20 protein-coding genes are annotated in these 23,423 nt (G+C 38.4%); 3 read left to right on the top strand and 17 right to left on the bottom strand.

Features of this window, described 5'->3' with window-relative positions:
* Window positions 1–7: 7 nt before the first annotated feature.
* On the bottom strand, window positions 8–1,042 hold the full coding sequence (tauA, locus tag NGC85_RS12070) for a taurine ABC transporter substrate-binding protein (RefSeq protein ID WP_254731496.1): 1,035 nt from the start codon (window positions 1,040–1,042) through the stop codon (window positions 8–10).
* Between the two features lie 259 nt (window positions 1,043–1,301).
* Here tauA and chrA point away from each other — a divergent pair, with 259 nt between their 5' ends.
* Window positions 1,302–2,645: a chromate efflux transporter gene (gene chrA, locus NGC85_RS12075; RefSeq protein ID WP_004952853.1), complete on the top strand. Its 1,344-nt coding sequence runs from the start codon at window positions 1,302–1,304 to the stop codon at window positions 2,643–2,645.
* Between the two features lie 51 nt (window positions 2,646–2,696).
* Here chrA and dmeF read toward each other — a convergent pair whose 3' ends face one another.
* Window positions 2,697–3,626: a CDF family Co(II)/Ni(II) efflux transporter DmeF gene (dmeF, locus tag NGC85_RS12080; RefSeq protein ID WP_254731498.1), complete on the bottom strand. Its 930-nt coding sequence runs from the start codon at window positions 3,624–3,626 to the stop codon at window positions 2,697–2,699.
* 56 nt (window positions 3,627–3,682) lie between these two features.
* On the opposite strand from dmeF, the gene NGC85_RS12085 reads away from it, so the two are divergent.
* Entirely contained in the window at window positions 3,683–3,949 is a 267-nt protein-coding gene (locus tag NGC85_RS12085) for a metal/formaldehyde-sensitive transcriptional repressor (protein ID WP_004952847.1), read from the top strand.
* On the opposite strand, the gene NGC85_RS12090 is transcribed toward NGC85_RS12085, so the two are convergent.
* From NGC85_RS12090 to NGC85_RS12160, 15 genes are all read right to left on the bottom strand, one after another.
* On the bottom strand, window positions 3,944–4,561 hold the full coding sequence (locus tag NGC85_RS12090) for an ATP-binding cassette domain-containing protein (protein ID WP_254731500.1): 618 nt from the start codon (window positions 4,559–4,561) through the stop codon (window positions 3,944–3,946). The two genes, NGC85_RS12085 and NGC85_RS12090, sit on opposite strands and share 6 nt — an antisense overlap.
* A gap of 2 nt (window positions 4,562–4,563) precedes the next feature.
* Window positions 4,564–5,253 carry a molybdate ABC transporter permease subunit gene (modB, locus tag NGC85_RS12095; RefSeq protein WP_125297608.1) on the bottom strand — a complete coding sequence of 230 codons (690 nt, stop codon included), beginning with the start codon at window positions 5,251–5,253 and terminating at the stop codon, window positions 4,564–4,566.
* A 4-nt stretch (window positions 5,254–5,257) separates the two neighbouring features.
* Window positions 5,258–6,016, bottom strand: coding sequence for a molybdate ABC transporter substrate-binding protein (modA, locus tag NGC85_RS12100; RefSeq protein ID WP_254805599.1), 759 nt, complete (start codon window positions 6,014–6,016; stop codon window positions 5,258–5,260).
* Window positions 6,017–6,457: 441 nt separating this feature from the next.
* The gene (locus tag NGC85_RS12105; protein ID WP_254731502.1) at window positions 6,458–6,721 is read right to left on the bottom strand and encodes a PAAR domain-containing protein; all 264 of its coding nucleotides are present in this window, start codon (window positions 6,719–6,721) and stop codon (window positions 6,458–6,460) included.
* Between the two features lie 33 nt (window positions 6,722–6,754).
* On the bottom strand, window positions 6,755–7,528 hold the full coding sequence (locus NGC85_RS12110; RefSeq protein WP_188003249.1) for an OmpA family protein: 774 nt from the start codon (window positions 7,526–7,528) through the stop codon (window positions 6,755–6,757).
* Window positions 7,525–8,484 carry a type VI secretion system-associated protein TagF gene (gene tagF / locus NGC85_RS12115; RefSeq protein ID WP_254731504.1) on the bottom strand — a complete coding sequence of 320 codons (960 nt, stop codon included), beginning with the start codon at window positions 8,482–8,484 and terminating at the stop codon, window positions 7,525–7,527. The genes NGC85_RS12110 and tagF overlap by 4 nt, the downstream gene beginning before the upstream one ends.
* A 37-nt stretch (window positions 8,485–8,521) precedes the next feature.
* Window positions 8,522–12,331 carry a type VI secretion system membrane subunit TssM gene (tssM, locus tag NGC85_RS12120; protein WP_254731506.1) on the bottom strand — a complete coding sequence of 1,270 codons (3,810 nt, stop codon included), beginning with the start codon at window positions 12,329–12,331 and terminating at the stop codon, window positions 8,522–8,524.
* 28 nt (window positions 12,332–12,359) lie between these two features.
* On the bottom strand, window positions 12,360–13,790 hold the full coding sequence (locus NGC85_RS12125; RefSeq protein WP_254731508.1) for a hypothetical protein: 1,431 nt from the start codon (window positions 13,788–13,790) through the stop codon (window positions 12,360–12,362).
* Window positions 13,790–14,785 (bottom strand): type VI secretion system baseplate subunit TssG, encoded by a 996-nt coding sequence (gene tssG, locus NGC85_RS12130; RefSeq protein WP_254731510.1) that lies wholly within the window; start codon window positions 14,783–14,785, stop codon window positions 13,790–13,792. The genes NGC85_RS12125 and tssG overlap by 1 nt, the downstream gene beginning before the upstream one ends.
* A complete protein-coding gene (gene tssF, locus NGC85_RS12135) occupies window positions 14,749–16,557 on the bottom strand; it encodes a type VI secretion system baseplate subunit TssF (protein ID WP_254731512.1) in 1,809 nt (602 codons plus the stop codon). Before tssF ends, tssG begins: the two co-directional genes overlap by 37 nt.
* Before the next feature lie 12 nt (window positions 16,558–16,569).
* A complete protein-coding gene (gene tssE / locus NGC85_RS12140; RefSeq protein WP_254731514.1) occupies window positions 16,570–17,046 on the bottom strand; it encodes a type VI secretion system baseplate subunit TssE in 477 nt (158 codons plus the stop codon).
* Window positions 17,047–17,124: 78 nt separating this feature from the next.
* Window positions 17,125–17,628 carry a type VI secretion system tube protein Hcp gene (locus NGC85_RS12145; protein ID WP_005056333.1) on the bottom strand — a complete coding sequence of 168 codons (504 nt, stop codon included), beginning with the start codon at window positions 17,626–17,628 and terminating at the stop codon, window positions 17,125–17,127.
* A gap of 51 nt (window positions 17,629–17,679) precedes the next feature.
* On the bottom strand, window positions 17,680–19,161 hold the full coding sequence (gene tssC / locus NGC85_RS12150; protein ID WP_005056336.1) for a type VI secretion system contractile sheath large subunit: 1,482 nt from the start codon (window positions 19,159–19,161) through the stop codon (window positions 17,680–17,682).
* Window positions 19,158–19,658, bottom strand: coding sequence for a type VI secretion system contractile sheath small subunit (gene tssB, locus NGC85_RS12155; RefSeq protein WP_005056339.1), 501 nt, complete (start codon window positions 19,656–19,658; stop codon window positions 19,158–19,160). Before tssB ends, tssC begins: the two co-directional genes overlap by 4 nt.
* 18 nt (window positions 19,659–19,676) lie before the next feature.
* On the bottom strand, window positions 19,677–20,381 hold the full coding sequence (locus tag NGC85_RS12160; protein ID WP_254731516.1) for a hypothetical protein: 705 nt from the start codon (window positions 20,379–20,381) through the stop codon (window positions 19,677–19,679).
* Window positions 20,382–20,754: 373 nt separating this feature from the next.
* Between NGC85_RS12160 and tssH the strand changes: the two genes are divergently transcribed.
* Window positions 20,755–23,421: a type VI secretion system ATPase TssH gene (tssH, locus tag NGC85_RS12165; RefSeq protein ID WP_254731518.1), complete on the top strand. Its 2,667-nt coding sequence runs from the start codon at window positions 20,755–20,757 to the stop codon at window positions 23,419–23,421.
* The last annotated feature ends 2 nt before the right edge of the window (window positions 23,422–23,423 follow it).

Below are 23,423 nucleotides of genomic sequence, written 5' to 3' on the forward strand. Positions count from 1 at the left end.
CCTATGGTTATAAGAATTGAGTGGTGACATTGGCTTGATAGTGAGGTTTTACTTGATCCACCTTGCCCTGGTTTTTTAAGAAAGTGGCTGTATCGAAAATATTCTTTGCAAATTCACCTGATAAAGTGGCTTGTTGCTGCTGACGATCAAGGTAGATATTTCCTGAAAGAAGCAATGGAATATCTTTGGCATCAGAACCTGTCAATTGGGCGATTTTCTGAATATTGTCTGCATTTTGCTCAAATGCTTTAGGATCTTGGTTATAGCTTTCAATCTGCTTTAAGCTGGTTCTCACGAAGGCTTTTAAAAACTCAGGATTTTTCTCAGCAAAATCTTTACGAACCACCCATAAATCATAGGTTGGCGCGCCCCATTCGCCGACTTGTTTCGAGTCTGTTAAGACATGACCAGTCGCTTTGACTTTGCTTAAGGCAGGTTCCCAAACATATGTCGCATCAATATCACCACGCTCCCAAGCGGCTGTGATTTCTGGTGGACGTAAGTTAATAATCTTGACTTGGTTATCCGCAATATTCCAATGCTTGAGTGCTGACAATAAGCTGTAATGTGTGGTTGAAACGAATGGTACGGCAATAGTTTTGCCAATCAAATCTTGCGGATTTTTAATGCCTGATTTGTTGCTCACCACCAATGCCTCTGAACCACCTAATTTAGCCGTCACCAGAAAGACTTCAATCGGTAAATCACGACTTGCAGCAGCAGCTAGAGGGCTAGAACCGATATTGCCGATCACAACATCCCCCGAAGCCAATGCATTAACTACATCTGAACCAGCATCAAATTTACGCCATTGAATTGCTTGATTAGTATCACGCTCATATTCTCCATTTGCCTGTGCAACCTTGGTCGGATCAACACCTGTTTGATAAGCTATCACAACAGCTTTGTTATTTTTAGACTGAGATGGTGCAGCATCTTTTTGATTTTGATAGATAATAAAAGCAACAATCGCCACAAGGACGATCGCTGTTACAATCAATGGCTTGGTGTTCTTGATGCCCATAATTAGATGATCTTTCAATAATATAGGCTTATGGTATGCGTCACACTTTATGATTAAAAATAAGAAAAAATGCGTTGTTTATGCAATTTAAAGATATATAAGCTAGATTCTTTGATCTTTAGACGTGAAATAAACTTATGAAAAGTCATCAATTTGAATTATCAAAGCAATAAAATATATAAAGAAATGAATTGGATTCATCTAGAATCATCACCTTCGTATGATGTGCCATAAACTCGCGATATTCCAAAAATAAACGCTCTATTTGAGAATGATTATGCAGCAATCTGATGCAACCACAGCACCTGACCACGTTCCTTTTTGGCAAGCCTTTTTATTTTGGCTAAAACTTGGATTTATTAGTTTTGGTGGACCCGCAGGTCAAATTGCAGTGATGCATCAGGAGCTAGTTGAACAAAAGCGCTGGATCTCTGAAAAACGATTTTTACATGCACTCAACTATTGTATGTTATTGCCTGGACCTGAAGCTCAGCAACTTGCCATCTACATCGGCTGGTTAATGCACCGTACTTTAGGTGGTTTAGTGGCAGGCATTCTATTTGTGCTGCCTTCGTTGTTTATCCTGATTGCCTTGTCATGGATTTATGTGCAGTTTGGAGATGTCCCAATTATCGCAGGTTTATTTTATGGAATTAAACCAGCAGTCACGGCAATTGTCTTTCATGCAACTTATCGTATAGGTAGTCGTTCACTGAAGAATAAATTCTTATGGCTCATTGCAGCTGCTGCATTTATCGCAATATTTTTCTTTAATATCCCATTTCCATTGATTGTATTCAGTGCCGCAATACTTGGATATTTACTCAGTAAAAAGCAGCCACATTTATTTAGTCAGCAAGCATCTCATCAAAGTAATCAAAAAAATTATGGTGCAGCACTGATTGATGACAATACACCACCACCTGCCCATGCTATTTTTCGCTGGGCGAATCTCGCTAAAATTGTACTTATCGCAGCATTTTTATGGTGTATTCCGATCTTACTGTTGACTTTCAGCCTAGGCTGGCAACACGCTTATACTCAGATGGCATGGTTCTTTACTAAAGCAGCCTTGCTTACCTTTGGCGGAGCATATGCTGTGTTGCCTTATGTCTACCAAGGTGCAGTGAATTATTACGGATGGTTAAACCCAACTCAAATGATTGATGGATTGGCTCTCGGAGAAAGTACACCTGGTCCTTTAATTATGGTTGTCGCATTTGTGGGCTTCTTGGGTGGTTTTAATCAAGCTTTACTCGGAACTGAGCATCTGTTTCTTGCAGGTGCCGTGGGTGCAGTAATTGTTACTTGGTTTACCTTTCTCTTTTCCTTCGTTTTTATTTTCGCTGGCGCACCACTGATTGAATCTACACATAACGAGCTTAAGTTTACCGCACCACTCACTGCGATCACCGCTGCTGTTGTAGGTGTCATTCTTAATCTTGCTCTATTCTTTAGCTATCACGTGCTATGGCCAAATGGTTTTGATCATGCATTTAACTACGAAGCGGCAATCATTACCGTTGTAGCAATGATCGCTCTCTTTAAATTTCAGATTAATGTTCTTTACGTGATCTTTGCTTCAGCACTTTGTGGTTTGATCCTATATCTCTTTGTTTAAACTATTGAGCTAGAGTTGAGTTATTCGACTCTAGCTTCAGTCTCAGAAATATTAAATATGATGAATTTCAACTGAGGCATGCACAATTTCTTCATGTATGGATAGCTCACGTTTGACTTGATCAGGAGTCAAATCAGCTATCGATGTTTCTAATCCTAAAATACAAGAGAATTTGCCTTTCCCAACTTTCCATACATGTAGATCTGTGATTTCTACCTGTGGAAGTTGGGCAATTACATCCTTTATTTCTTGTACCACGGGGTGTCCCATTTCAGCATCTAATAAGGTTTTACCTGTTTCTTGAATTAACCCCCAAGACCATTTGGCAACCAGTAATGCACCAATAATCCCAAGCAAGGCATCTAGAAAATTCCAGCTAAAATATTTTGCAGCAAATAAAGCAATAATTGCGAGCACTGAAGTCACCGCATCTGCCACTACATGCAAAAATGCGGCTTTTTGATTTAAATCATGGTGATGATGGTGATGGTGATGGTGATCATGTGAATGATGATGGTGATGCTCATGTCCACCATCATGTAATAACCATGCACAAACTAGGTTTATAACTAAACCTACAACCGCGATTGGAATCGCTTCATTGAAATGAATCGTAACGGGATTAAATAATCGTTCAATCGACTGAATCCCCATCAGTAGCGCAACGACCATCAATAAAATAGCACTGCTATAGCCTGCTAAAATTTCTATTTTCCATGTTCCAAAACTAAATCGGGAGTCACTTGCATACTGTCGAGCCATTCGATAAGCAAAGTAAGCCAAACCTAGTGCTAGCATGTGGGAACTCATATGCCAACCATCAGCCAGTAATGCCATCGAATTAAAAATCCATCCCCCTAAGATTTCTAAGATCATCATCACAGCGGTCAAAATTGTGGCGATCAAAATCTTTTTCTGGGCTAACGGATTTCCCTGATCAAATTGATGAGAATGGCGTCTTTCTAGGTTAGTATGCTGCATTTGCTTTAACTTTAAAATATACTCCCCCTCAGTATATATTTTTTCAGGAAAAATGTATGTCTCATCTACACCATGACAAAAAAATTCTTAATCGAGTGAAGCGTATTCAAGGACAAATTACCGCGGTTGAAAAATCATTAACCGATCCAGAAAGTTCATGTATCGAAGTTTTACAGCAAGTCGCCGCGGTTAAAGGTGCTGTAAATGGTTTAATGAATCAATTAATTGAACAACACTTAAAAGAACACGTACTAAAGGATGCTGAACATATTAATGAAGAAGAAATACAAAAGTTTCTTGCTTTATTACAACGTTATTTATAGATACCAAATCTCGTGAGTGAGTTGTTCGATTTCAGATTTATCATGACTCACATACAGCATTGGAATTTTGAGCTCTGCTTTGATTTTTTGAAAGAAAGGAATAATCTCTTTTTTGTGTGCGGAATCAAGCGCAGAAAGTGGTTCATCTAATAATAATAATTCTGGTGAGTACAGCAAGGCACGCCCAAGAGCAACACGTTGTTTTTCCCCTCCTGAGAGCTTAATCGGCATCCTTTCAGTTAAATGCTCCAATTTAAGCAATTCAACAATATAGTCGAGTTCAAACTGACGTTGCGCTGGGCGAATATGTTTGAAGCCAAACAGTAGATTCTGCATTACATTTTTATGAGGAAATAACTGTGCATCCTGAAATACCAAACCAATCCGTCGTTGTTGCGTACTCAGGTTAATTTTCTGTGCCCGATCAAACCATGTTTGATTCTGTATTTTAATCCAACCTGATTGGGGTTTAATCAACCCAGCAATACTATGCAAAATCGTGGTTTTTCCTGAACCTGAAGCTCCAAATAAACCAATCACAGACTGATCAGATTGAAAGCGTTGGTCTAGAGAAAATTGTCCTTGGGTAAGTTGGATATGACAATCAATCATGCTTAACGACCACGTTTATTTTTCTGATAACGATTGAACCATTGCGCAAACCATAGTGCAAAGAAAGCTACGGATAACGATAAGATAATTAAACGCCAAACTGCTGCTTCAGTATCAGGTTGCTGCATCAAACTATACATGGCTAAAGGCAAAGTCCGTGTTTCACTGGCAATATTCCCAACGAAGGTAATGGTTGCGCCAAACTCCCCTAAACTGCGGCAAAAACATAAAATACTTCCCACCAAAATTCCGCTGCTAGCAAGTGGCAAAGTTACCTGCATAAACGTGCCGAATGCAGAAGCCCCTAAAGTTTTTGCAGCCATTTCTAAACGCTGATCCACTAGTTCAATCGCCAATCGAATTGATTGTACAAGCAAAGGAAAGCCCATTACCGCAGATGCCAATACCGCCCCTTTCCAATTAAACGCAAACTCCAATCCTAGTGGCGCTAGATATTGCCCTAGGATGCCTCGATTGCCAAAAATTTGAAGTAACAAATAACCAGGTACAACTGGTGGTAACACTAAAGGTAAGAAAACCAGTGTTTCAAATAGTGATTTACCCCAGAACTCTTTCCTAGCTAAAATCCAAGCAATCAAAATTGCTGGAATTAAACTCACAATCAGACATGTTGCTGCCACTTTAGATGACAGTAGCAATACTTCAAGTTCCTCGGGAGTCAGAATCATCATTTAATTACTTAAGTACGCTAAAACCATATTTTTTAAATACTTTTGTTGCCTGACTGCTTTGTAAAAATTTATAGAATTTCATTGACTCTGTATTCTTGTTTACTAAACCTATTGGATAAATAATAGGTTGATAGGTATTTTCTGGAAATGTTCCAACGATGACGATATTTCTGCTGATCGCTGCATCAGTAGCGTAAACAATCCCCAACTGACATTCACCACGTGCCACAAAGTTTAAAGCAGCTCGTACATCTTCTGTTTCCACTAAACGAGTTGAAACCTTATCCCACCAACCGATCGAGGCCAAAGCCTGCTTTGCATATTTTCCAACAGGTACGCTCTTAGTATCACCTGTACACCATTTACCTTGAGCAACCCTAGTGAAATCAAAACTTTTATCTATTTTTAATTTGATTGGGCGAGCTTTGGGAGCAACCACAACCAAACGGTTACCCAATAAATTCACGCGATCATTTGTAGATACCAACTGTTTATTCTGCAAATAATCCATCCATTGAACATCTGCTGATATAAAAATATCAGCTGGCGCACCTGCTTCAATTTGTTTAGCTAAAGTTGATGAACCTGCATATGATGTTTTGATTTGAACTTTATTTTTCTGATCATAGATCGCATCCAATTCATTGATGGCATTGGTTAGACTCGCAGCTGCATATACAGTAACTTTATCTACCGCAAATGCTTGTGTATAGCTAAATAAGCCAAAGCATATAGCCAATGCATATCGGTATTTTTGTATCATCACTAATGGAACGACCTCATCCTCAGAATTCGATATATTCTTGCGAACATATTGCTTAATAAAGATACACTAAAAACAAAAATTCGCTAGCCTTGTTCTTCTTCATAGTGATCTGTTTTTTAAAGCTCAATGATCTAACGATAGGAATCAAGATCATCATTTGGTGCAAAAAATTAATCTCAAACCACTTTAGTGCAGCACTGCATACTTTGTGATATGAGCAAAACTTAGCTTAATCAAGATCAACTTTTCTCTCAATCAATCGTTATTTACCGAAAAATATAACGATAAACAGCAATTTTCCTTCTGAAATAAAAAAAAACGCCTATCCAAACATCAACCGAATGATGCTGAATAGACGCCTTTGTCTATTTCTAAATAATAGCGAAAAAAACTATCCTATTTTTGTTTTAGCAAAAGTTGTGCCATAACATCCATGTTTTAGCCCCTTACCGCTAAATTCTGCTTTGGCAACAGCTTGCAACCACACGACAATGCATCATTCACTCTTGCCGCAGCTTTACCCATCACCTGCATATTTGGATCGCCAGCAAAAATGGTAGCAACCGTTTGATGCTTAGGGCACGTTGCCTTATCTCCCACACAGGCAATCGGAATTCCTTCAATGAGAAAGCTACTGTTTCCAGTAATCACCTGCCCACCACCTGTTGTAGGACAACCAATCACAATATAAGGTGTTGCCATAATCCTAACTCTCCACTAAAAGCGCCTAAATCATTAAAGCACTTCAAACTCAATTCGACGATTTTTCTTACGTCCATCTGCAGTTGCATTGTCTGCAACAGGTTGACTGGAGCCTTTACCTTCGGTACTTAAGCGATCAGCCGTAATACTTTTACTGACTAAGTAATTTTGTACCGCTGCAGCACGTTGCTGACTTAACACAGTGTTTTTATTGGCATCACCTGAACTATCGGTATGCCCAATAATTTTGACTTTCTTGCCACCAACTTTATTTAAAGCCACCGCCATTTCATCCAAAATCTTTTGTCCTGCCGCAGTCAGAATGGCACTACCTGATTCAAATTCAATGATTCGATTTTTTAGTGCATCATCAATGATTTTTTGCTCAGCCTGATTAACCGAAAGCTGAGCATTAAAGCGATAAGGTTGCTGAACTAATGATTGAAAACTACTAGTTGTAGGTTGAATTTGACTTGGATCAATCATTTTACCCGTCAAGTCCACCTGAGTACCTTTTACTCTCAACTGACCTTGTGAAATCTTTTTCAAATCTGGGGTAATGACACGAGTCACAGAATCACTCCAGCCATTCGGGGCTGAAACTGGACGAACCTGAATTTTATCGACCACTTGATCTACACCATAGACAGACTGCATCTTAGCCAAGATTGCCTGCTTACTCGAATCATTTGGAACAACACCTTCCACAACAATTGGCACAGCATTTGTAATATTGCTCTGACCTAAAACAATTAAGCCAAACAATAAACTCGCCCATATAGATTTCGGATTATTTTTCATATTCATTCATCTAAAAAAGTTTGTCTAAACAGTTTTAAACCTTGATTGAGGCTTAACTGACGCTGACAAAGTGATTGTTCTAATGTCGCAAGGCCTGCATTTTGCTCAAGATAAGCATCAATCCATTGCGCTTGAATCAATGATACCCAATGCTCACTCTGCATGTTTTGAGTAAAGATATCGCTGAGTGCCATGATATCGGCACCTTGAAAACCGATGAATAGAATTGGCTCATCACGATGTAAAATACCAATCAGAATTTCAGTATTGTTAATCCCTAAGAATCGCCCGATCATACCAACCCAGAAAGCCGCTATTTCATAGCAATACATGTGATTATTGATGGGTAGGATCAACACTTTATTTAAACGGCTGGTGCCATTTTTTAAGATGGGTTGTAATAACAATCCAAGCCCAATCATGCTCTGCGCCAGTTCATAGACATTGATTTTCATCAATTGTGCAAATGAGTGCATGGTATGGTTTTCATAGAAACCATTACATTCTGTTGCAGTGAATAGTTGCACCACATTCGGCAGGTTATTCAACTTCTCCAACATGATATTGGTATCTCGAATACTACGAAGTACCCGATTACGTTGGAATAAATCAACCAAAACCGACTTGTAGTAATACGGCGCTAATAACAAATTTTGATAGGGCTGCTCCACTTCAAGTAATTGACTGAGCACCATTGGAAATGCTCGACCAGAGCTGTCTTGACTGGCAATCAAGTTTGCTGCCAAAAACATCGGCTCAGCTGGATTGGCAATAAAGAAATCCAATGCAGGTAAAGATTCATAAGGTTGCTTAAAATCTGGTGCATGCATAGCATGCTCAAGCGCTTCTGTAATCCACTGATCAAGTACCTGAATCAATGCATACTGCCCTTTGGATTTTAGAAAGTCACCACGTGCGGGTGTCTTGCCATAATATAAAGGTGTGGTTTTTACTTGCTGCATCCAAGCCTCTCTTGCTGTTCCGTGATTATCCCTAACATTACGGCGCTACCCCTGCCTGTGCAGGCGCAGCTGGTTGTGCTTGTGGTGCAGCACCCGCTGGCGTTGCTTGTGCAGAAACCACGCGTACCGCCTTTTCTGTAACAACTTTATCCACCAACTGTAAGCCCGCATAACCACGGCTCGAGCCAATACTGCCTGAGCTATTGCCACTAATCAGTCGGAAATTCACTTTTAAGTTTAACGATGGCTCAGTTTTACTGGTCCAAGTCATTTCAAAGCTACCATTTTGTTCTTTGCGTTGTGCTGCATCGATCAAACGGTTGATACCATACTCACCTGGCTCTTCAAAAATCGTATGAGTTTTACCTTCCAAGTCCACTGCGGTAATACGCGCACCCGGAATTGCCCCTTGGTTCGGCCATACGAAGTTCACCCATTGCTGAATGCCGTTTTCAAACACCATACGTTGACCATCAATATCAATGGTATATGACAAGTATTGTGGATTCGGTAATGGGTAGAACTGGAAGTTCGATTGATTAGATACAGGTGCAGCCGCAGGCTGATCTAGACTGCCTGTCGCCATCCCATTAATAGGTGCTACATATTGCTGGAATGCCATCACAAATTGTGGATTTAAACTAATACCTAAGTCTTTCCACGTCTTCGAAGTCAAGACATAACCACGGCGGATCACAAATGGATCTAAAGCTTCTTTTACAAAACGTGCAATGCTACCCGTCTCACCAAAGATTTGACCAATTTCACTACTGGTTGCCTGTAAAGTCACACTCGAATTGAATGGATATTTTTGACTTAAATTGGTTTTAAATGGTTGATACGCTTGAATTCCCCACAACTTATTCAACTCATCTTGGGTTGGTACAATCAAGCTTGCAAAAGATTGAGTTAATGGTGTCATCAACAGTTTTTGTAATACTTGTTGATCTGTATCCTTGAGACCCACCATCATTTTTTCATCAACATATTTCTGTGTAAGGTTAAACACAGATGTTTGATCATTAATGGTTTGTTTCACCAAGGCCATTGCACTTGGGCCAATCTCACCCGCAGTTTTGAGATCATTGAACTTACTACGCACTTGTGCAAGGTTGTTCATGTACTCATCGAATAATGACTTATCTTGTAAATCATCACGCTTACGCACCAACTGATAGAACATTTGATATTCTTGTGAAATTGCACCTTGTGCTTTATTCACAGCCTGAGCTGCTGCTTTGTCACCTGAGTTATTTAAGACTTTACGTTTAAACCACGCCACAAAGCCTTTTTCAGGTACTGCAAGTTCAGCCTGTACAATTGGATTGTCCCAGTTGGTTTCGATCGCAATGCGTTGTAATAAAGTACGAATCGGTGAGTTTTGCGGCTCGCCCAAAACATCAATACTTTTTACTTGCTGAGCAAACTGATCCGCTTTGGCATAATAAATACCATTCAGGAACTTTTTCCATTCCGCTACATATTCTTGCTTATACAGCGCCACCAACTGCTTACGGATTTGTTCAGGGCTACCTGAGAAAGTAAGGTCATCAGATTGACGACTATTCAGTACCCAATCTTTACTGTCTGTTGGTTTATTCGCTGCTTCTTCAATCGCTTTCTCTACATACTCATCCCAAGCTTTTTGTGTAAACACACCCGGTAAAGCATAACTACCAAGAACAATACTGCGGTTTTGTTCACCCACAATTTGTCCAACTGTGACCGCAGGGAAGCGTACTGCGGCACGCATCTTAATCTCGTTATAGACACGATCACGCGCAGGCATACCACGAATGACAGACAGTAAAACTTGGCGGGTTTGATCAACCACTTGTGCATCAGTTTCTAATACAGGGAAGCCTTCTTGATTCGCCAAAGTCATGGCATAAGAAAGAATCTTCTCTGCATCCTGAATCATTTCACCACGCGGCATTTGTCCACGATTGGCATCTAACCAAGAACGCCAGAAACGTGAAACTTGATCACTTAAATGACTGGTATCCATATATTCATGATTACTCATCATCAAGTAGGCTTTCAGTGCGTTATAAGCATCTTGCGGGTTCGCATCTGACGGTTCTAAATATTGCTGAGTCTTGGCAACTTGCTTAATTTCGACATTGACATGATTGGCTTTTAAAGTCGCTTCATTATTTTTGACGCGTTGTAGATATTGCGCAATATTTTGTTGTGTTGGGGTCAAGACAATCTGTTTAATGCCTTTGAGGTATTCCGCTTTTAAGCTTTCACGTAATTGATTGCCTTGGTATAGACCAAAACTGAATTTTAACGGACGGTTTTCATCAAACTCATCCAGCTGCTGTAAACGTTCTTGTAAAATCAACAACGCCTCAAGTTGAGTTGATAATTGTTGACCTGAAGATTTTTCCAAGTGTACGACTTTATCTAAGTCAGCCTGAACATCCGCAATCAATTGTTGGTTGTTACGATATGACCAAACCCATACACCGAGTACCAAAGAAACGCCCACCAAAGCGGCAATAAAAGCGATATAACGCTGACGCTTTTTCGCAGGATTGATATGTTGTTTCACAAGGTCCTTATCTCGCAAAATTACATTGGAGAATAGACCTTGGAGGAAATAACCATGATTGGGTGCAATCGATTGTGCAGTGCCTTCTTGTCCATTGCCTTGGATTTGCTGGAGTTGAAATTCTTGGGCAATGTTTTCTGTCATCGGGCTTTCAATTACACCCTCTTGCAAAGCACTGGTAAAATAGAAACCACGGAAAATAGGTTGGAACTGGTATGGATTATCTTCAAATAAAGTACCAACAAAACTTTTTAAGGCTGGTTTGAGTGTTTTAAATTCCAGAGGGAAAGTCATAACACTCGGAGAAATATTATGCGAATGGCGACGACTTAAATGCGTGGTACTGACACTCTTTAAACCGTCATAAAGAATGCTGTAATGTTTTTCAAATAATTCCACTGCATTCTGAGACGAGTTCTGCTCATAAGGTAAGGTTGCACCCCACGCCTGATTATATTCTTGCGACTCATAGCAATCAAAAAACTCAGTAAAACCTGCAATCAAGTCCATTTTAGAAAAGACCAAATAAACCGGAACCACGACCTCAAGTTTTTCAGTTAAGTCTTGAATTCGAGCACGCAGATTTTTGGCTAATTTTATTGAATTCTCAGGGCTCTGGCTGATCAATTCGGCAATGCTGACAATCAGCACCAAGCCATTGACAGGGGCTTTCGAGCGGTTTTTCTTTAGAATATTTAAAAAGCCCAACCATTCAGAATGATCTTCTGAATAGACCGAATAACGACCTGCAGTATCTAGTAAAATCCCTTCTGTAGAAAAGAACCAATCACAGTTACGTGTGCCACTTAATCCCGCTGAAACCATCTTTTGATGGGTTTCTTCAAAGGGGAATTTCAAACCAGAATTATAAATTGCAGAACTTTTGCCTGCCGCAGGATTACCAATCACCATATACCACGGCAATTCGTATAAGGCTGCATTGCCTTTTTTATCCCCCAATTTAGATTTACGAATCAGTTGAATCGATTCTTTCATCTGCTGCTGGATTAACTGTAACTCAGCTTTATCTTTGTTTTGACCATATTCAGCTTGACTATCTTGCTCAATTGCATTGGCAAGTTCCTCACCTTGTTCCGCATGGCGTTTTCTTTGAATGAGCCAATAAATGCCGTAGACAATTAAGCCCAGTGCATATGTTGCTGCCAATGCCCAAAAAATATGGCGTGGAATGGACGAATATGAAGAAATCAGTGCCACGAATAAAGACAAAGCAATAATTGCTTTAGGATTCGTGATGTACTGCCAAAGATAACCTAAAATGATATACATTGAGTTCTCGAATTCTTAATAAAGTTAATCAATGAGCAATTGCTACGCTGTCCTGATCTGGTTCGACCTCAGGATAAGCTTGAATAAATGCTTGTAAATTTTGTCCATAAACAAAGGCAACGTGCTGCTCAGGAAGATGAGCCCCCAACATCAATCCAAAAAGTTTTGCCATGTTTTGGGTGTGTCCAAAAATAGGTTTGCAATATAAATAATGGTGCGGTTCTACTGGGCTTTGGCTAAAGAACTGCTCTAATTTTTTCACCACCTTAATATCTGAACCATCTTCAACGACCAATACAAAAGGTTCTTCCGCTTGATATTGTGGTAGATCATTAATCTCTAACTGTTGGAATATCTGCTTTAAATTATTTTGATTGACGACAAGATTAAATGTCTTTTCTGGCTGCAACTGCGCCAGTTGAACTGCTGGATGTGCCAAACAACTACTGCTAATAAATTCAGCAGGAATATAAGCACTGGCTCCCCAAGACTTTTCATCAATAATGTCTTGATCAATTTCTGAATCACTGGCAAGGATGAGTGAAATTTCATGCGGTTGATTCTGAATCCGCTCAAATAACTCAACCAAATGCTGTTCAGTTGATGCTGCACTGAGATAATGATATTCAATATGAAATTTTTGCGGGATGATGCCTAAATCATAAAAAATGTTTTGGATCGTTTCATTACTACTCGCATCATTCCAGGTGTGCACCACATCCTCAGATAACAGAATATGTAGATTCAGCTTGTCTAATCGATAGACTTGTTCCACCTGAATCGTTTCACCTTCACCCTCATCCTGTCCCGAAAAACTTGGATCAATCCATGCGGGATGCATCCGGTATTCATGCAGATTTTGACTTTCATAAAACAAACTAGACTGCTTTAAGTGATCTGAAATCGACACTAAAAGTTCGGTATGCTGTTCCAGTTGATGTTGAATCAATGCCATGATGCGCTGCTGTCGAACGGGTAAAAACTGCAACGCCTCCTCATCCTCAGTTTGAAGCTGTGGATCTAAGTCCTCAATTCGATAAGAAAGAATGGGAACACCATGAAAGTTCACCAGATTGCGATCTAACTGTGGACTGCTAAACTGTTTAATGCCCTCAATAATTGAATCATTTTCACCTAAAGCACTATAAGCACTCGCCGCATATAAGTTTAACTTTAACCATTTACTGTCTTGAGCAATGGGTTGAGCTTCAGTCGATCCACCTTCAAGATTTTGTGCAGCCAGCTCAGTTTGTTGCTTTTTCTCTTGATGATGTTTGTACGCTTTATAAATCAACCAAGGTGAAAGCAAAATGAACGTAATCGCAACAGGTAAGATCAGGAAATAATTAATCAGATCAGCAGATTCAGGCTGATATTGAATATCTCGCCAATAATAGATAACAATCAACCCAACCAAAATAAAACAGCTGATTAAGGTCGCTAGAATTTTCTTTATCATTATGCTGCTCCTAAAAGTGCATAACGAGTTTCGCTATTATGTTGTCGTTGTGCCGATGGCATTAAAAATGCACCCTGTCCCAAACCGATTTCATATCCTGAGTCCAAACGAATTGGAGTAACTTCACGCGTATCTAAAATTAAACGTACATCAATAAATAGCGTTGGACTGCACCACGTTTGGATTAAATGTTTTAACTTTTTATTTAAGGGCTGATCAGGTAAAAAAGCTAAATACTGCTCACGACACAAAGGTCCAATTTGAATCTCGATTTTTCCATCAATTTGCTGAACGGTATCACCGCAAAAGGTATTCACTCCAAGTAAGCTTGGATTATTTCCACCCAAACTGGTTTTTTGTTCATCGCCTAGTTTAAATTTTTCTTTTACAAATTCTTGTATTTGTACTTGCTCATTGAACACACAAGACAAAACCGTTTTTAAAGCATGTGCTGTGTTGTTCTGACCCTGCATCAAACCAGAAAATTCTGCAAAATATTCATCTAAATCATGTTGTTCATGCTGAGCACGAACATAACCATTTAACGCATGCAAAATATCTAGATAATGATTATCTTGTTCGATTTCATATCGAACTGCCAGATTATAAGTCAAACTGGCATCGACATATTTGGCTGTGAGTTTATGGTTAAATAGGCCTAGAAACTCTTTAATCTCAAGTCGTTGCTGACGCGTACTTTGTTTTAATTTATTGGTATAAGTATAAGGAAGCGCACCTTGTGTACCTGTTAAGCCGACCACTAAATTGGTCAAATGAATCCGCTGATCTTGAAAGATCAGCTCTTCAATCTCTGTCGCGGGGAAACTTAAACTAAAAGATGTGCCAAATTTAAAATCGTCAGACCAATCCTGTTGCTGCGCTACTTCCGCATGATGGCGCAACAATCGCATCGATTGAACAAACTCAAACGATCCTGATTTTTTAAAGACTTGATCGACTACAGAAGAGTCTTGCCACCAACGTTCTGCACGCATTGGTATATCTCCTGTTGGTTAAGACTATCTTTGACGACCACATCAACAAAACTATTAATTTGAACTTTCAGATTAAAAATGTGACTTACTAACTGACTAAAAATATATAAACTATGCCCTCTAAATACACTCTTATTGACCGTCAATTCCGCTTTAACACCACGAATAAACATAGGGAAAGGCTTCGCATTCATCAGCTTGTTGGTGGTTGAGAAATTCAGCTGTTTCAAAGCATCAATCAATAAAATATTTTCTTTAGAGTGCGGTAAATTATATAAAGCCAACAGTTCCTTTACATGGCTCAATGCATCCCCTTTCATCAGTGCCAAGGTATTGAGTGAAAGATGAGAAATAATGCGCCACTGCTCGTTGCTGTTTTTATCAAAATGATAAGGAGAAGTCGGGCGTTTTAGAATCAAAGCTCGTCTTGCCAGACTACTATCATTCAAATTAAGAATGTTATTGCTCTGACTTAACGCTTCATGTGGCAAATCACCATTTGAGCAGAGTAATTTGGTACTAATAAAATCGGACTTAATTTCATAGGGCTTCAAATGTTTAGAAACAATTGAATAACCCATCTGCATGTTTTTGGTTTGTGTAGGTGAATAATTTAAAGAATAGAAAAATTGAACCTTATCATTGTGATAATGACTCATCGCAAAAAATGGCAAAACAGCAAGATGAGTTTGTTCCTGATTAGTTTTTTCCCGAACCATTTTCATTTCAATAATTGAATAAACTTGATACAGCTCAGGATGATGCGCATCCGTAATTAATGGATATTGTAGTTGCGTATGTGAAATCTTTTGTGGTTCAGCCTGCTTTTCAAATAAGTTAATGGCAGGTGTAGTAAATAATTTAAAGTTGGCAATATTCAGCTCTGAATAATTACGCACAATGGCTTGGTCATTCAAATTAAGTTTGAGATGAATCAAGACCTCAAAGTCATTCTGTTGTTGTAACAAACCTTTTAAAACACTTAAGTCAAAGTTCAAATAATTGAACTTCTCCGGAAAACAAAAGTATTCCATTAACAAACGGTAAGCATGATGAGTATGTTGATCGATCGGTAATAAACTTTCCTGCTCGCTAAATCCCATCACGGCAAATGGATTGGCAATTTCAACCACACGTTGTCCAACACGAATTGAAAATCCAGTTTCTTTACGGAAAATACTGTCCAAAACTTGCAATGGGAAATTTGAAATTGCATCTAGATAAATTGGCAATTTCTCATCCAAAATCCATGGTTGAGCATCATTAAAGATTTCAAATTTGAGACTCAAGGTCGCATTCTGATTCAAATGCATGTGAGTACTTGGCGAAGTTTGAAACTCTAGATTACTTAATGTAATCGGCAATAATCGGACTTCATTACTGGTATTAAACTCACATTGCACACCTTTAAAACTACGCGATTTCAATGCAGTTTTTTGCGGAATGATATGCGCAGTGCTAAGTTGTTTGAGCTTATTAATATCTTCAAAACTCACCACAGTACACGCTGGGAAATGACGTAAGTATTGAGGAAACATCACCTCAAAGAGAGAATGAGTGAACTGGTCATAACTATCTGCTAATTTTTTATCGATACGTGCAGCAATCAGTGAAAAAGCTTGAATTAACCGTTCAATATGTGGGTCATCAATTTGTTCTTGATTTAAAGAGAGGCGTTGCGCAATCTTCGGATATTTCTGCGCAAACTCTCTGGATTGTTGACCGAATTCTTGTAGTTGTTTTTCATAATACGGTAAAAGTTGCTCTATCACAGTTCGCTCACACTAAGTTCTGGCAGAAATAACATATTGTTGTGTTGTGGGTTTGAGTAAAGCGTCAAAAAAAACAGGTTCATAGAGTGGATGAATATTTAAATAAGCCTGAATACTTAAACACAACGATCCCATATTATGACCATCCAAGAGCATCTCTACTTTGATCTGTCTTAATCTTGGTTCATGTGCTGCAATAGACTGTTCAATCGATTGACAAATCTTGTCCCGATCGAGCGGATTGGCTGTAGATAAGCCCACAAAATCAATAATCCCAAACTGTAAAATCGATTTTTTTGCTAATGGAAACTCATCCATATCTCGATCAAACTGTGCAATTCGACTATTCAGTAAGTCTTCCAAATCACGAGCGACCGATTCTCGTAATTGTTGAATCGACATCCCTCTTAAAAAATCTTCTTGCTCAGGCACTAAACGATCAAATAATGTTGATCTGAATCCGTATGGATATAGGTGATCTAAATTCATTTTTATAAGAACAAAATTTTGGAAAAAATAGAGGTTAATAGGCAACTATTAACCTCTATTAGAAAATCACAATACCAATTACGCAGCGTATGAAGCTGTGTTATTAGAAAGTGACCATTTCTTAGTAACAGCACCTTTCGCAGTACCATTAATGTCTTGTTGGTTATAAGTCCACTCAACAGCAGCGTATTTCAAACCAAATGTTTCTGTTGGTACACCTTCTTCATTTACAATTGGAGTAACGCTAGATACAAGTACGTGTTTCAATTTGATTTGTAAGTACTTGATACGTTTGTCACCATTTGCACGGTAATAATCGATTTGTACTTCATCAAATGTATAACCCGCAGAACAAGCTTCCCAAAGTTTTGGACTGGTTGCGTCCAAATCTTTGACAAAAATCATGTCAGCGTGTTCAACACGTTCAGCCGTATGCCCACCTACACTACTTGATGTTGCAGATTTTGGTTGACGAATATTATGAGACCAAGAGTTAACTTCAAGCCACCCTTTGTGTTCAGAATCACGTGATTCTCCATCTACCTTATACTTGCCACGAAACTCAACATATATATCTTTCATTTAAAACTTACCTCTATTTATTTAAAGTTATTATCTAGCTGATCTCATTTTTTAATTTGAGGACTGCGGTAGTTCAGTCACGAGTCGTAGTGAAACGGACAACTCATCCAGCTGGAAATGTGGTCTTAAGAAAACCACGGATTTGTAGTGACCTGGTTGAGCAGGATCCTCTACAACCTTTACAGATGCCTCACGAAGCGGATATTGTGCTTTTGCTTCCTGAGATGCACCATCATCTAGCAAGACATATTGAGAAAGCCATTCATTTAAAAAGGCTTCAACATTGCCTGCAGATGCAAAACTTCCCACTTTGTCACGCATCATTGCTTTTAAATAATGTGCAATACGCGATACCGCCATGATGTATTGAATTTGGCTTGAAAGTGCGGAGTTGGCATTTGCCGTATCACTGTCATATTTCTTAGGTTTCTGAGCAGATTGCGCACCAAAGAAAGCTGCATAATCTGTATTTTTACAGTGAACTAATGGGATAAAACCAAGATCACTGAGTTCTTTTTCACGACGGTCTGTAATTGCAATTTCAGTCGGACACTTAAATACAACTTCACCATCTGAGGTTTTAAAGGTATGGACTGGCAAACCTTCAACCAAACCACCGCCCTCAACACCACGAATCGCAGCACACCAACCATGCATATCAAATGCGTTTGTTAAACGTGTTCCAAATGCATAAGCAGCATTCATCCACAAATAGTCATCGTGGTTTTCGCCAGAAACATCTTCAACGAAATTAAAGCCTTCAGTCGCAGTACCTTCCTTAGGGTGATAAGGTAAACGACCTAAAACATGCGGCATGGTTAAGGCAACATAGCGAGCATCTTCACTATCTCGGAAAGAGCGCCATTGTACATATTCAGCAGTTTCAAAGATTTTTGACACATCACGCGGACGATCAATATCTGTAAATGACTCTAAGCCTAAAATATTAGGACTAGCAGCAGATACAAAAGGTGCATGCGCAGCAGCTGCAACATGAGAAATTTGTTCTAATAAATACATATCTGATGGTGTTCGATCAAATTCAAAATCACCAATTAAAGCAGCATACGGTGCACCACCAAATGAGCCATACTCTTCTTCATAGATCTTCTTGAATAAGGTACTTTGATCGAAATCTGTCGCACCTTGGAAATCTTTCACCAACTCTTTTTTTGTCGTATTCAACATACGAATTTTAATCATTGGGTTAGAAGGAGTTTCTTGGCAAAAATAATAGAGACCACGCCAAGTAGACTCAATTTTTTGGAATTGTTCGTGATGTATAATTTGACTCAGTTGTTGAGAAATAAGTGCATCAATTTCTGCAATACGCTTATCAATTGATAAGGTCATGTTTTCAGAAACGGTAATCGTTCCTGCCATGACTTCTTTAGCAAGCTCGCCAATCAAACTTTTAGCACGAACATGCTCATCATCATTTCGAGCAATACGGCTTTGCTCTACAATTGAATCAAGTAAATTCGTAGACTCAGATTCATGTGTATTGGTTGCTAAGGCTTGTAAATTATTCATTTTTCAACCTCCGCGCTCAATTGGCGAACCTGATCCGTATTTTTCAATACCTCATCCAACAAGTCTTCCAGACGTTCACTATTTGAAATCTTATTGCGTAAATCTGTTAAGCGCTCACGCGCTGCTACTAACTTACGTAAGGGATCAACCTGTTGTACGATCTGTTCTGGTCTAAAATCTTCCATTGATTTAAAAGTAAGATCGATAGACATACGCCCACCCTCTTCAGTCAATGTATTATCAACTTGAAAAGCTGCACGTGGCTCCAAGGATTCCATCACTTCATCAATATTATCTAAATCAACATTGATAAATTTTTTATCTTTTAATTTGGTTTTTTCTAGTTCAGACGCAGCAGAAAAATCACCCATTACCCCGACAACAAAAGGCAATTCTTTGGATTCTTTTCCATCACCAACTTCAACATCATATGTGAGCTGAACACGTGGAGGACGTATACGTTGCAGTTTTTTCTGTACACTTTCTCTTTTAGCCATAACTTATACCCTTGATTATTATTTCAACGAATCGAAAGGATTCGAACCTGTTTTCTGAACAGTATTTGATTGTTTAGTTACAGTTGGAGTTACAGCTGTTTGACGTTTAACAGGTGCAACCGCTTGATTTACGCTATTGCGTGTAGATTGTGTTGTACGTACTTTTTTATTAACTGAACGTCGATTATTGACATTAGAAATGTTTTTGACTTCTTTTTTAAGTGTTTCATCTGTAATTGCTTTACTTGTGGAAGTATCAGGAGCAGGCAGAGAAAGACGAATGTTTTCACTCAATTGTTTTGCTGGAGGATATGTGAGTTCATTACTTAAATATCGCATTTCATTTGAACGCATTTGTTGCAAACTTTCATCTGCTATCGCCACACTCGATAAAAAAACAACATCCGTTAAACTAGCACCACGTATATTTTGTTGTTGCAATTGAGTTGCGAGTTTTAAGGCATTCATGGGTTGTTTTAACTCATACATCCGCATTGCTGCCTGCGCTAATAAATCATTTACACGAGAAGAGTTATCTTTATCACAAATCTGCTGATATATATTTAATAGTTCATAATCTGTTTGACCAGAAACCAATGGATTTTGCTTAATACATTTATTTTTTAGTTTAATTGGTTTTATTTGTTGATCATCAGCATAAACAAAAACACTCATCAAACTTGATGCAATACAGAGAATTGATATTCCAACACCTTTTTTCAAAATATGCCTCATCATTATTTAACTTACAACCAAAGAACTGACAATTATTGTTTAAAAACCCTATTACTCGTCAATTTTTGTGCATTTATATCATTTCGGCGAATTTAACAAAAAAAACATAGTTAAAGTCAACACAAATTACGTTTATTAACATTATTAATTTTTTGTAATATTGAAAGTTTTCATGAGATACAAAAAAATATCGCATTTTTTGTTTAAAAGTGACAATTTTTGTTGTAGAATAATCTGTATAGTCGAACAATATCGCCTAAGTTTTTGATTTTATTCAAAAAATAAATTTTACAAATAACAGTTATATCAAGTTAAAACTTAGCAAAGCGCGCTTGATATTCAAAATTATTGTGAGCTACAAATGAGTAATCTTAAGGTTTTAATTAAAAAACTTTCGCCAGCTACTCGCATTGCATTGGAAAAATCAGCAAACTACTGCATTAATCAATTAAATTATGAAATCGAAATCGAACACATATTGGTTGAGTTAATAAATCAAGAAGAAAAAAATGATTTACATATTTTATTAAAAAATAATAACATTTTATCCGATGAATTAATTAATGATTTAAAAGAAAGTATATCTCAGTTACCTAAAGGTAATAATAGAACGCCTATTTTTTCAAAATCAATTATTAGATTACTCGAACAATCTTGGTTATTAGCTTCAGCTGATAATAATCCAGTAATTCGAAGTAGCCATTTATTAATTGCTCTTTTAACAGCTCCTGATTTACAGCAAATGGCTTTTAGAGCTTCAAGTTTATTTGAATTAATTCCTATAGATACAATCAAACATAAATTTCTAGATATTTGTAAAAATAGTAATGAACAATCAGCATTAGAGACTCAAACAACATCCGTTTCGCAACATGGAACTGATATATCAAATCCATCTCCTGTTAAATCACCCGCCCTTGATCAATACACCATCAATTTGACTGAAAAAGCAAAAAAAGGACAAATTGATCCAGTAATAGGACGTGAGTTTGAAATTAGACTGATGCTCGATATTCTGATGCGACGTCGCCAAAATAATCCTATTCTAACGGGCGAGCCTGGTGTTGGTAAAACAGCTGTTGTTGAGGGTTTAGCTTTAAAAATTGCACAAGGGCTAGTTCCTGAAGCACTTAAAAATGTTCATCTACACGTATTAGATATGGGTTTATTGCAGGCTGGTGCAAGTGTAAAAGGTGAATTCGAAAATCGATTAAAACAAGTCATTCATGAAGTTCAAGCCTCTACTCAACCAATTATTCTATTCATTGATGAAGCACATACCTTAATTGGTGCAGGAGGACAAGCCGGTCAAAATGATGCAGCAAACCTGTTAAAACCAGCTTTAGCACGTGGTGAGTTAAGAACAATTGCAGCAACAACTTGGGCTGAATATAAACAATATTTTGAAAAAGATGCAGCTTTAAGTCGCCGCTTTCAAGTGGTAAAAGTAGATGAACCAACAGAAGATGTTGCCATTGATATGTTACGAGCCATGATTCCCGTCATGCAAAATCATTTCAATTTAAAAATTGACGATCAAGCAATTATTACAGCCGTTCAAGCTTCACATCGTTACATTAGCGGTCGTCAACTTCCAGATAAAGCCGTAAGCGTATTGGATACTGCTGCTGCACGTGTTGCGCTGACTCAAAATGCACAACCTGTTATTTTAGATCAGCTCAAAGCACAACAACATAATTTAAAATTAGAACATCAAATTATAACGCTTGAACACCAACAGTTCCCTATTCATCAGCTACGCCTAGATGATCTTAATCAAAAACTCTCAGGCTTAGAAACAGAAATTCAGAAAACTGAAATTAAGTGGCAACAAGAGCTTGAGTTGATCAAACAAATCCAGCAGCTTAATACGCAAACTGAAACTGATAATACCGTACTGATTGATTCATTAAGAGCCGAATTGACACAATTACAAGGACAAAGTCCTTTGGTTTTCGAGCGTGTCAATGCGCAGATCGTCAATGAAATTATTTCCGATTGGACAGGTATTCCGATTGGTAAAATGGTCAACGATGAAATCAAACAAATTCTTACGCTTGAAGATAAACTCGGCGAACGCGTAATGGGGCAGGATTATGCACTTGCTCAATTGGTTCAAGGCATTAAAACCTCAAAAGCCAAGTTAGAAGATCCAAATAAACCTCAAGGCGTATTCATTCTGATTGGTCCGAGTGGTGTAGGCAAAACTGAAACTGCCCTTGCATTAGCTAATGAACTTTATGGTGGTGAGCAGCATCTTATTACGATTAATATGTCTGAATACCAAGAAGCGCATACGGTCTCATCATTAAAAGGAGCACCTCCTGGCTATGTCGGTTATGGTCAAGGCGGTGTTCTCACTGAAGCCGTTCGCCGCAACCCGTATAGCGTTGTGCTGTTAGATGAAATTGAAAAGGCACATAGCGACGTACAAGAATTGTTCTATCAGGTCTTCGATAAAGGTATGCTTGAAGATGGTGAGGGTCGTGTGATTGACTTTAAAAACACGACCATTCTATTAACTTCAAATACGGGTTCCAGTGCCATCATGCAGGCCTGTTTAAATCAACCTGTAGAAGAATGGCCTCAAGCCGAAGATTTGATTGAGCATTTAAAACCAAGTTTGTATAAGCAATTTAAGCCAGCATTTATTGGTCGTATGCGTATTGTGCCTTACTTCCCGTTGCATGATGAACTTCTAGTTCGCATCATCAAACATAAACTTGGAAAAATTGTTGATCGTATTGAAAAACAATATGCAACCAAAGTTCAATATTCAGAAGATTTAATAGACTTACTGTTAAACCGTTGCACTGAGGTCGATAGCGGTGCAAGGAATATCGATAACATACTTAACTCCACGGTCCTGCCAGCTTTAGCTACTAAAATTTTAATTGCTTTAGCTGAGTATAAATTGCCAAAGTTAATTGTTATCGATACCCAAGATGATGAAATCACTTATCAATTAGATCCTGTGAAAAAGGCGACTAAAACACGATCGACTAAAAAGATTAAAGCAGAAGTTTAAAA

The sequence above is a fragment of the Acinetobacter sp. Z1 genome (genome assembly GCF_024296945.1).
GTDB lineage: Bacteria > Pseudomonadota > Gammaproteobacteria > Pseudomonadales > Moraxellaceae > Acinetobacter > Acinetobacter beijerinckii.

What these genes read in the sequence shown, in the direction of transcription:
- chrA (WP_004952853.1), top strand. Translation starts at nt 1,302, where the DNA reads ATGCAGCAATCTGATGCAACCACAGCACCTGACCACGTTCCTTTTTGG.
- dmeF (WP_254731498.1), bottom strand. Translation starts at nt 3,626, where the DNA reads ATGCAGCATACTAACCTAGAAAGACGCCATTCTCATCAATTTGATCAG.
- NGC85_RS12085 (WP_004952847.1), top strand. Translation starts at nt 3,683, where the DNA reads ATGTCTCATCTACACCATGACAAAAAAATTCTTAATCGAGTGAAGCGT.
- NGC85_RS12090 (WP_254731500.1), bottom strand. Translation starts at nt 4,561, where the DNA reads ATGATTGATTGTCATATCCAACTTACCCAAGGACAATTTTCTCTAGAC.
- modB (WP_125297608.1), bottom strand. Translation starts at nt 5,253, where the DNA reads ATGATGATTCTGACTCCCGAGGAACTTGAAGTATTGCTACTGTCATCT.
- modA (WP_254805599.1), bottom strand. Translation starts at nt 6,016, where the DNA reads ATGATACAAAAATACCGATATGCATTGGCTATATGCTTTGGCTTATTT.
- NGC85_RS12105 (WP_254731502.1), bottom strand. Translation starts at nt 6,721, where the DNA reads ATGGCAACACCTTATATTGTGATTGGTTGTCCTACAACAGGTGGTGGG.
- NGC85_RS12110 (WP_188003249.1), bottom strand. Translation starts at nt 7,528, where the DNA reads ATGAATATGAAAAATAATCCGAAATCTATATGGGCGAGTTTATTGTTT.
- tagF (WP_254731504.1), bottom strand. Translation starts at nt 8,484, where the DNA reads ATGCAGCAAGTAAAAACCACACCTTTATATTATGGCAAGACACCCGCA.
- tssM (WP_254731506.1), bottom strand. Translation starts at nt 12,331, where the DNA reads ATGTATATCATTTTAGGTTATCTTTGGCAGTACATCACGAATCCTAAA.
- NGC85_RS12125 (WP_254731508.1), bottom strand. Translation starts at nt 13,790, where the DNA reads ATGATAAAGAAAATTCTAGCGACCTTAATCAGCTGTTTTATTTTGGTT.
- tssG (WP_254731510.1), bottom strand. Translation starts at nt 14,785, where the DNA reads ATGCGTGCAGAACGTTGGTGGCAAGACTCTTCTGTAGTCGATCAAGTC.
- tssE (WP_254731514.1), bottom strand. Translation starts at nt 17,046, where the DNA reads ATGAATTTAGATCACCTATATCCATACGGATTCAGATCAACATTATTT.
- NGC85_RS12145 (WP_005056333.1), bottom strand. Translation starts at nt 17,628, where the DNA reads ATGAAAGATATATATGTTGAGTTTCGTGGCAAGTATAAGGTAGATGGA.
- tssC (WP_005056336.1), bottom strand. Translation starts at nt 19,161, where the DNA reads ATGAATAATTTACAAGCCTTAGCAACCAATACACATGAATCTGAGTCT.
- tssB (WP_005056339.1), bottom strand. Translation starts at nt 19,658, where the DNA reads ATGGCTAAAAGAGAAAGTGTACAGAAAAAACTGCAACGTATACGTCCT.
- tssH (WP_254731518.1), top strand. Translation starts at nt 20,755, where the DNA reads ATGAGTAATCTTAAGGTTTTAATTAAAAAACTTTCGCCAGCTACTCGC.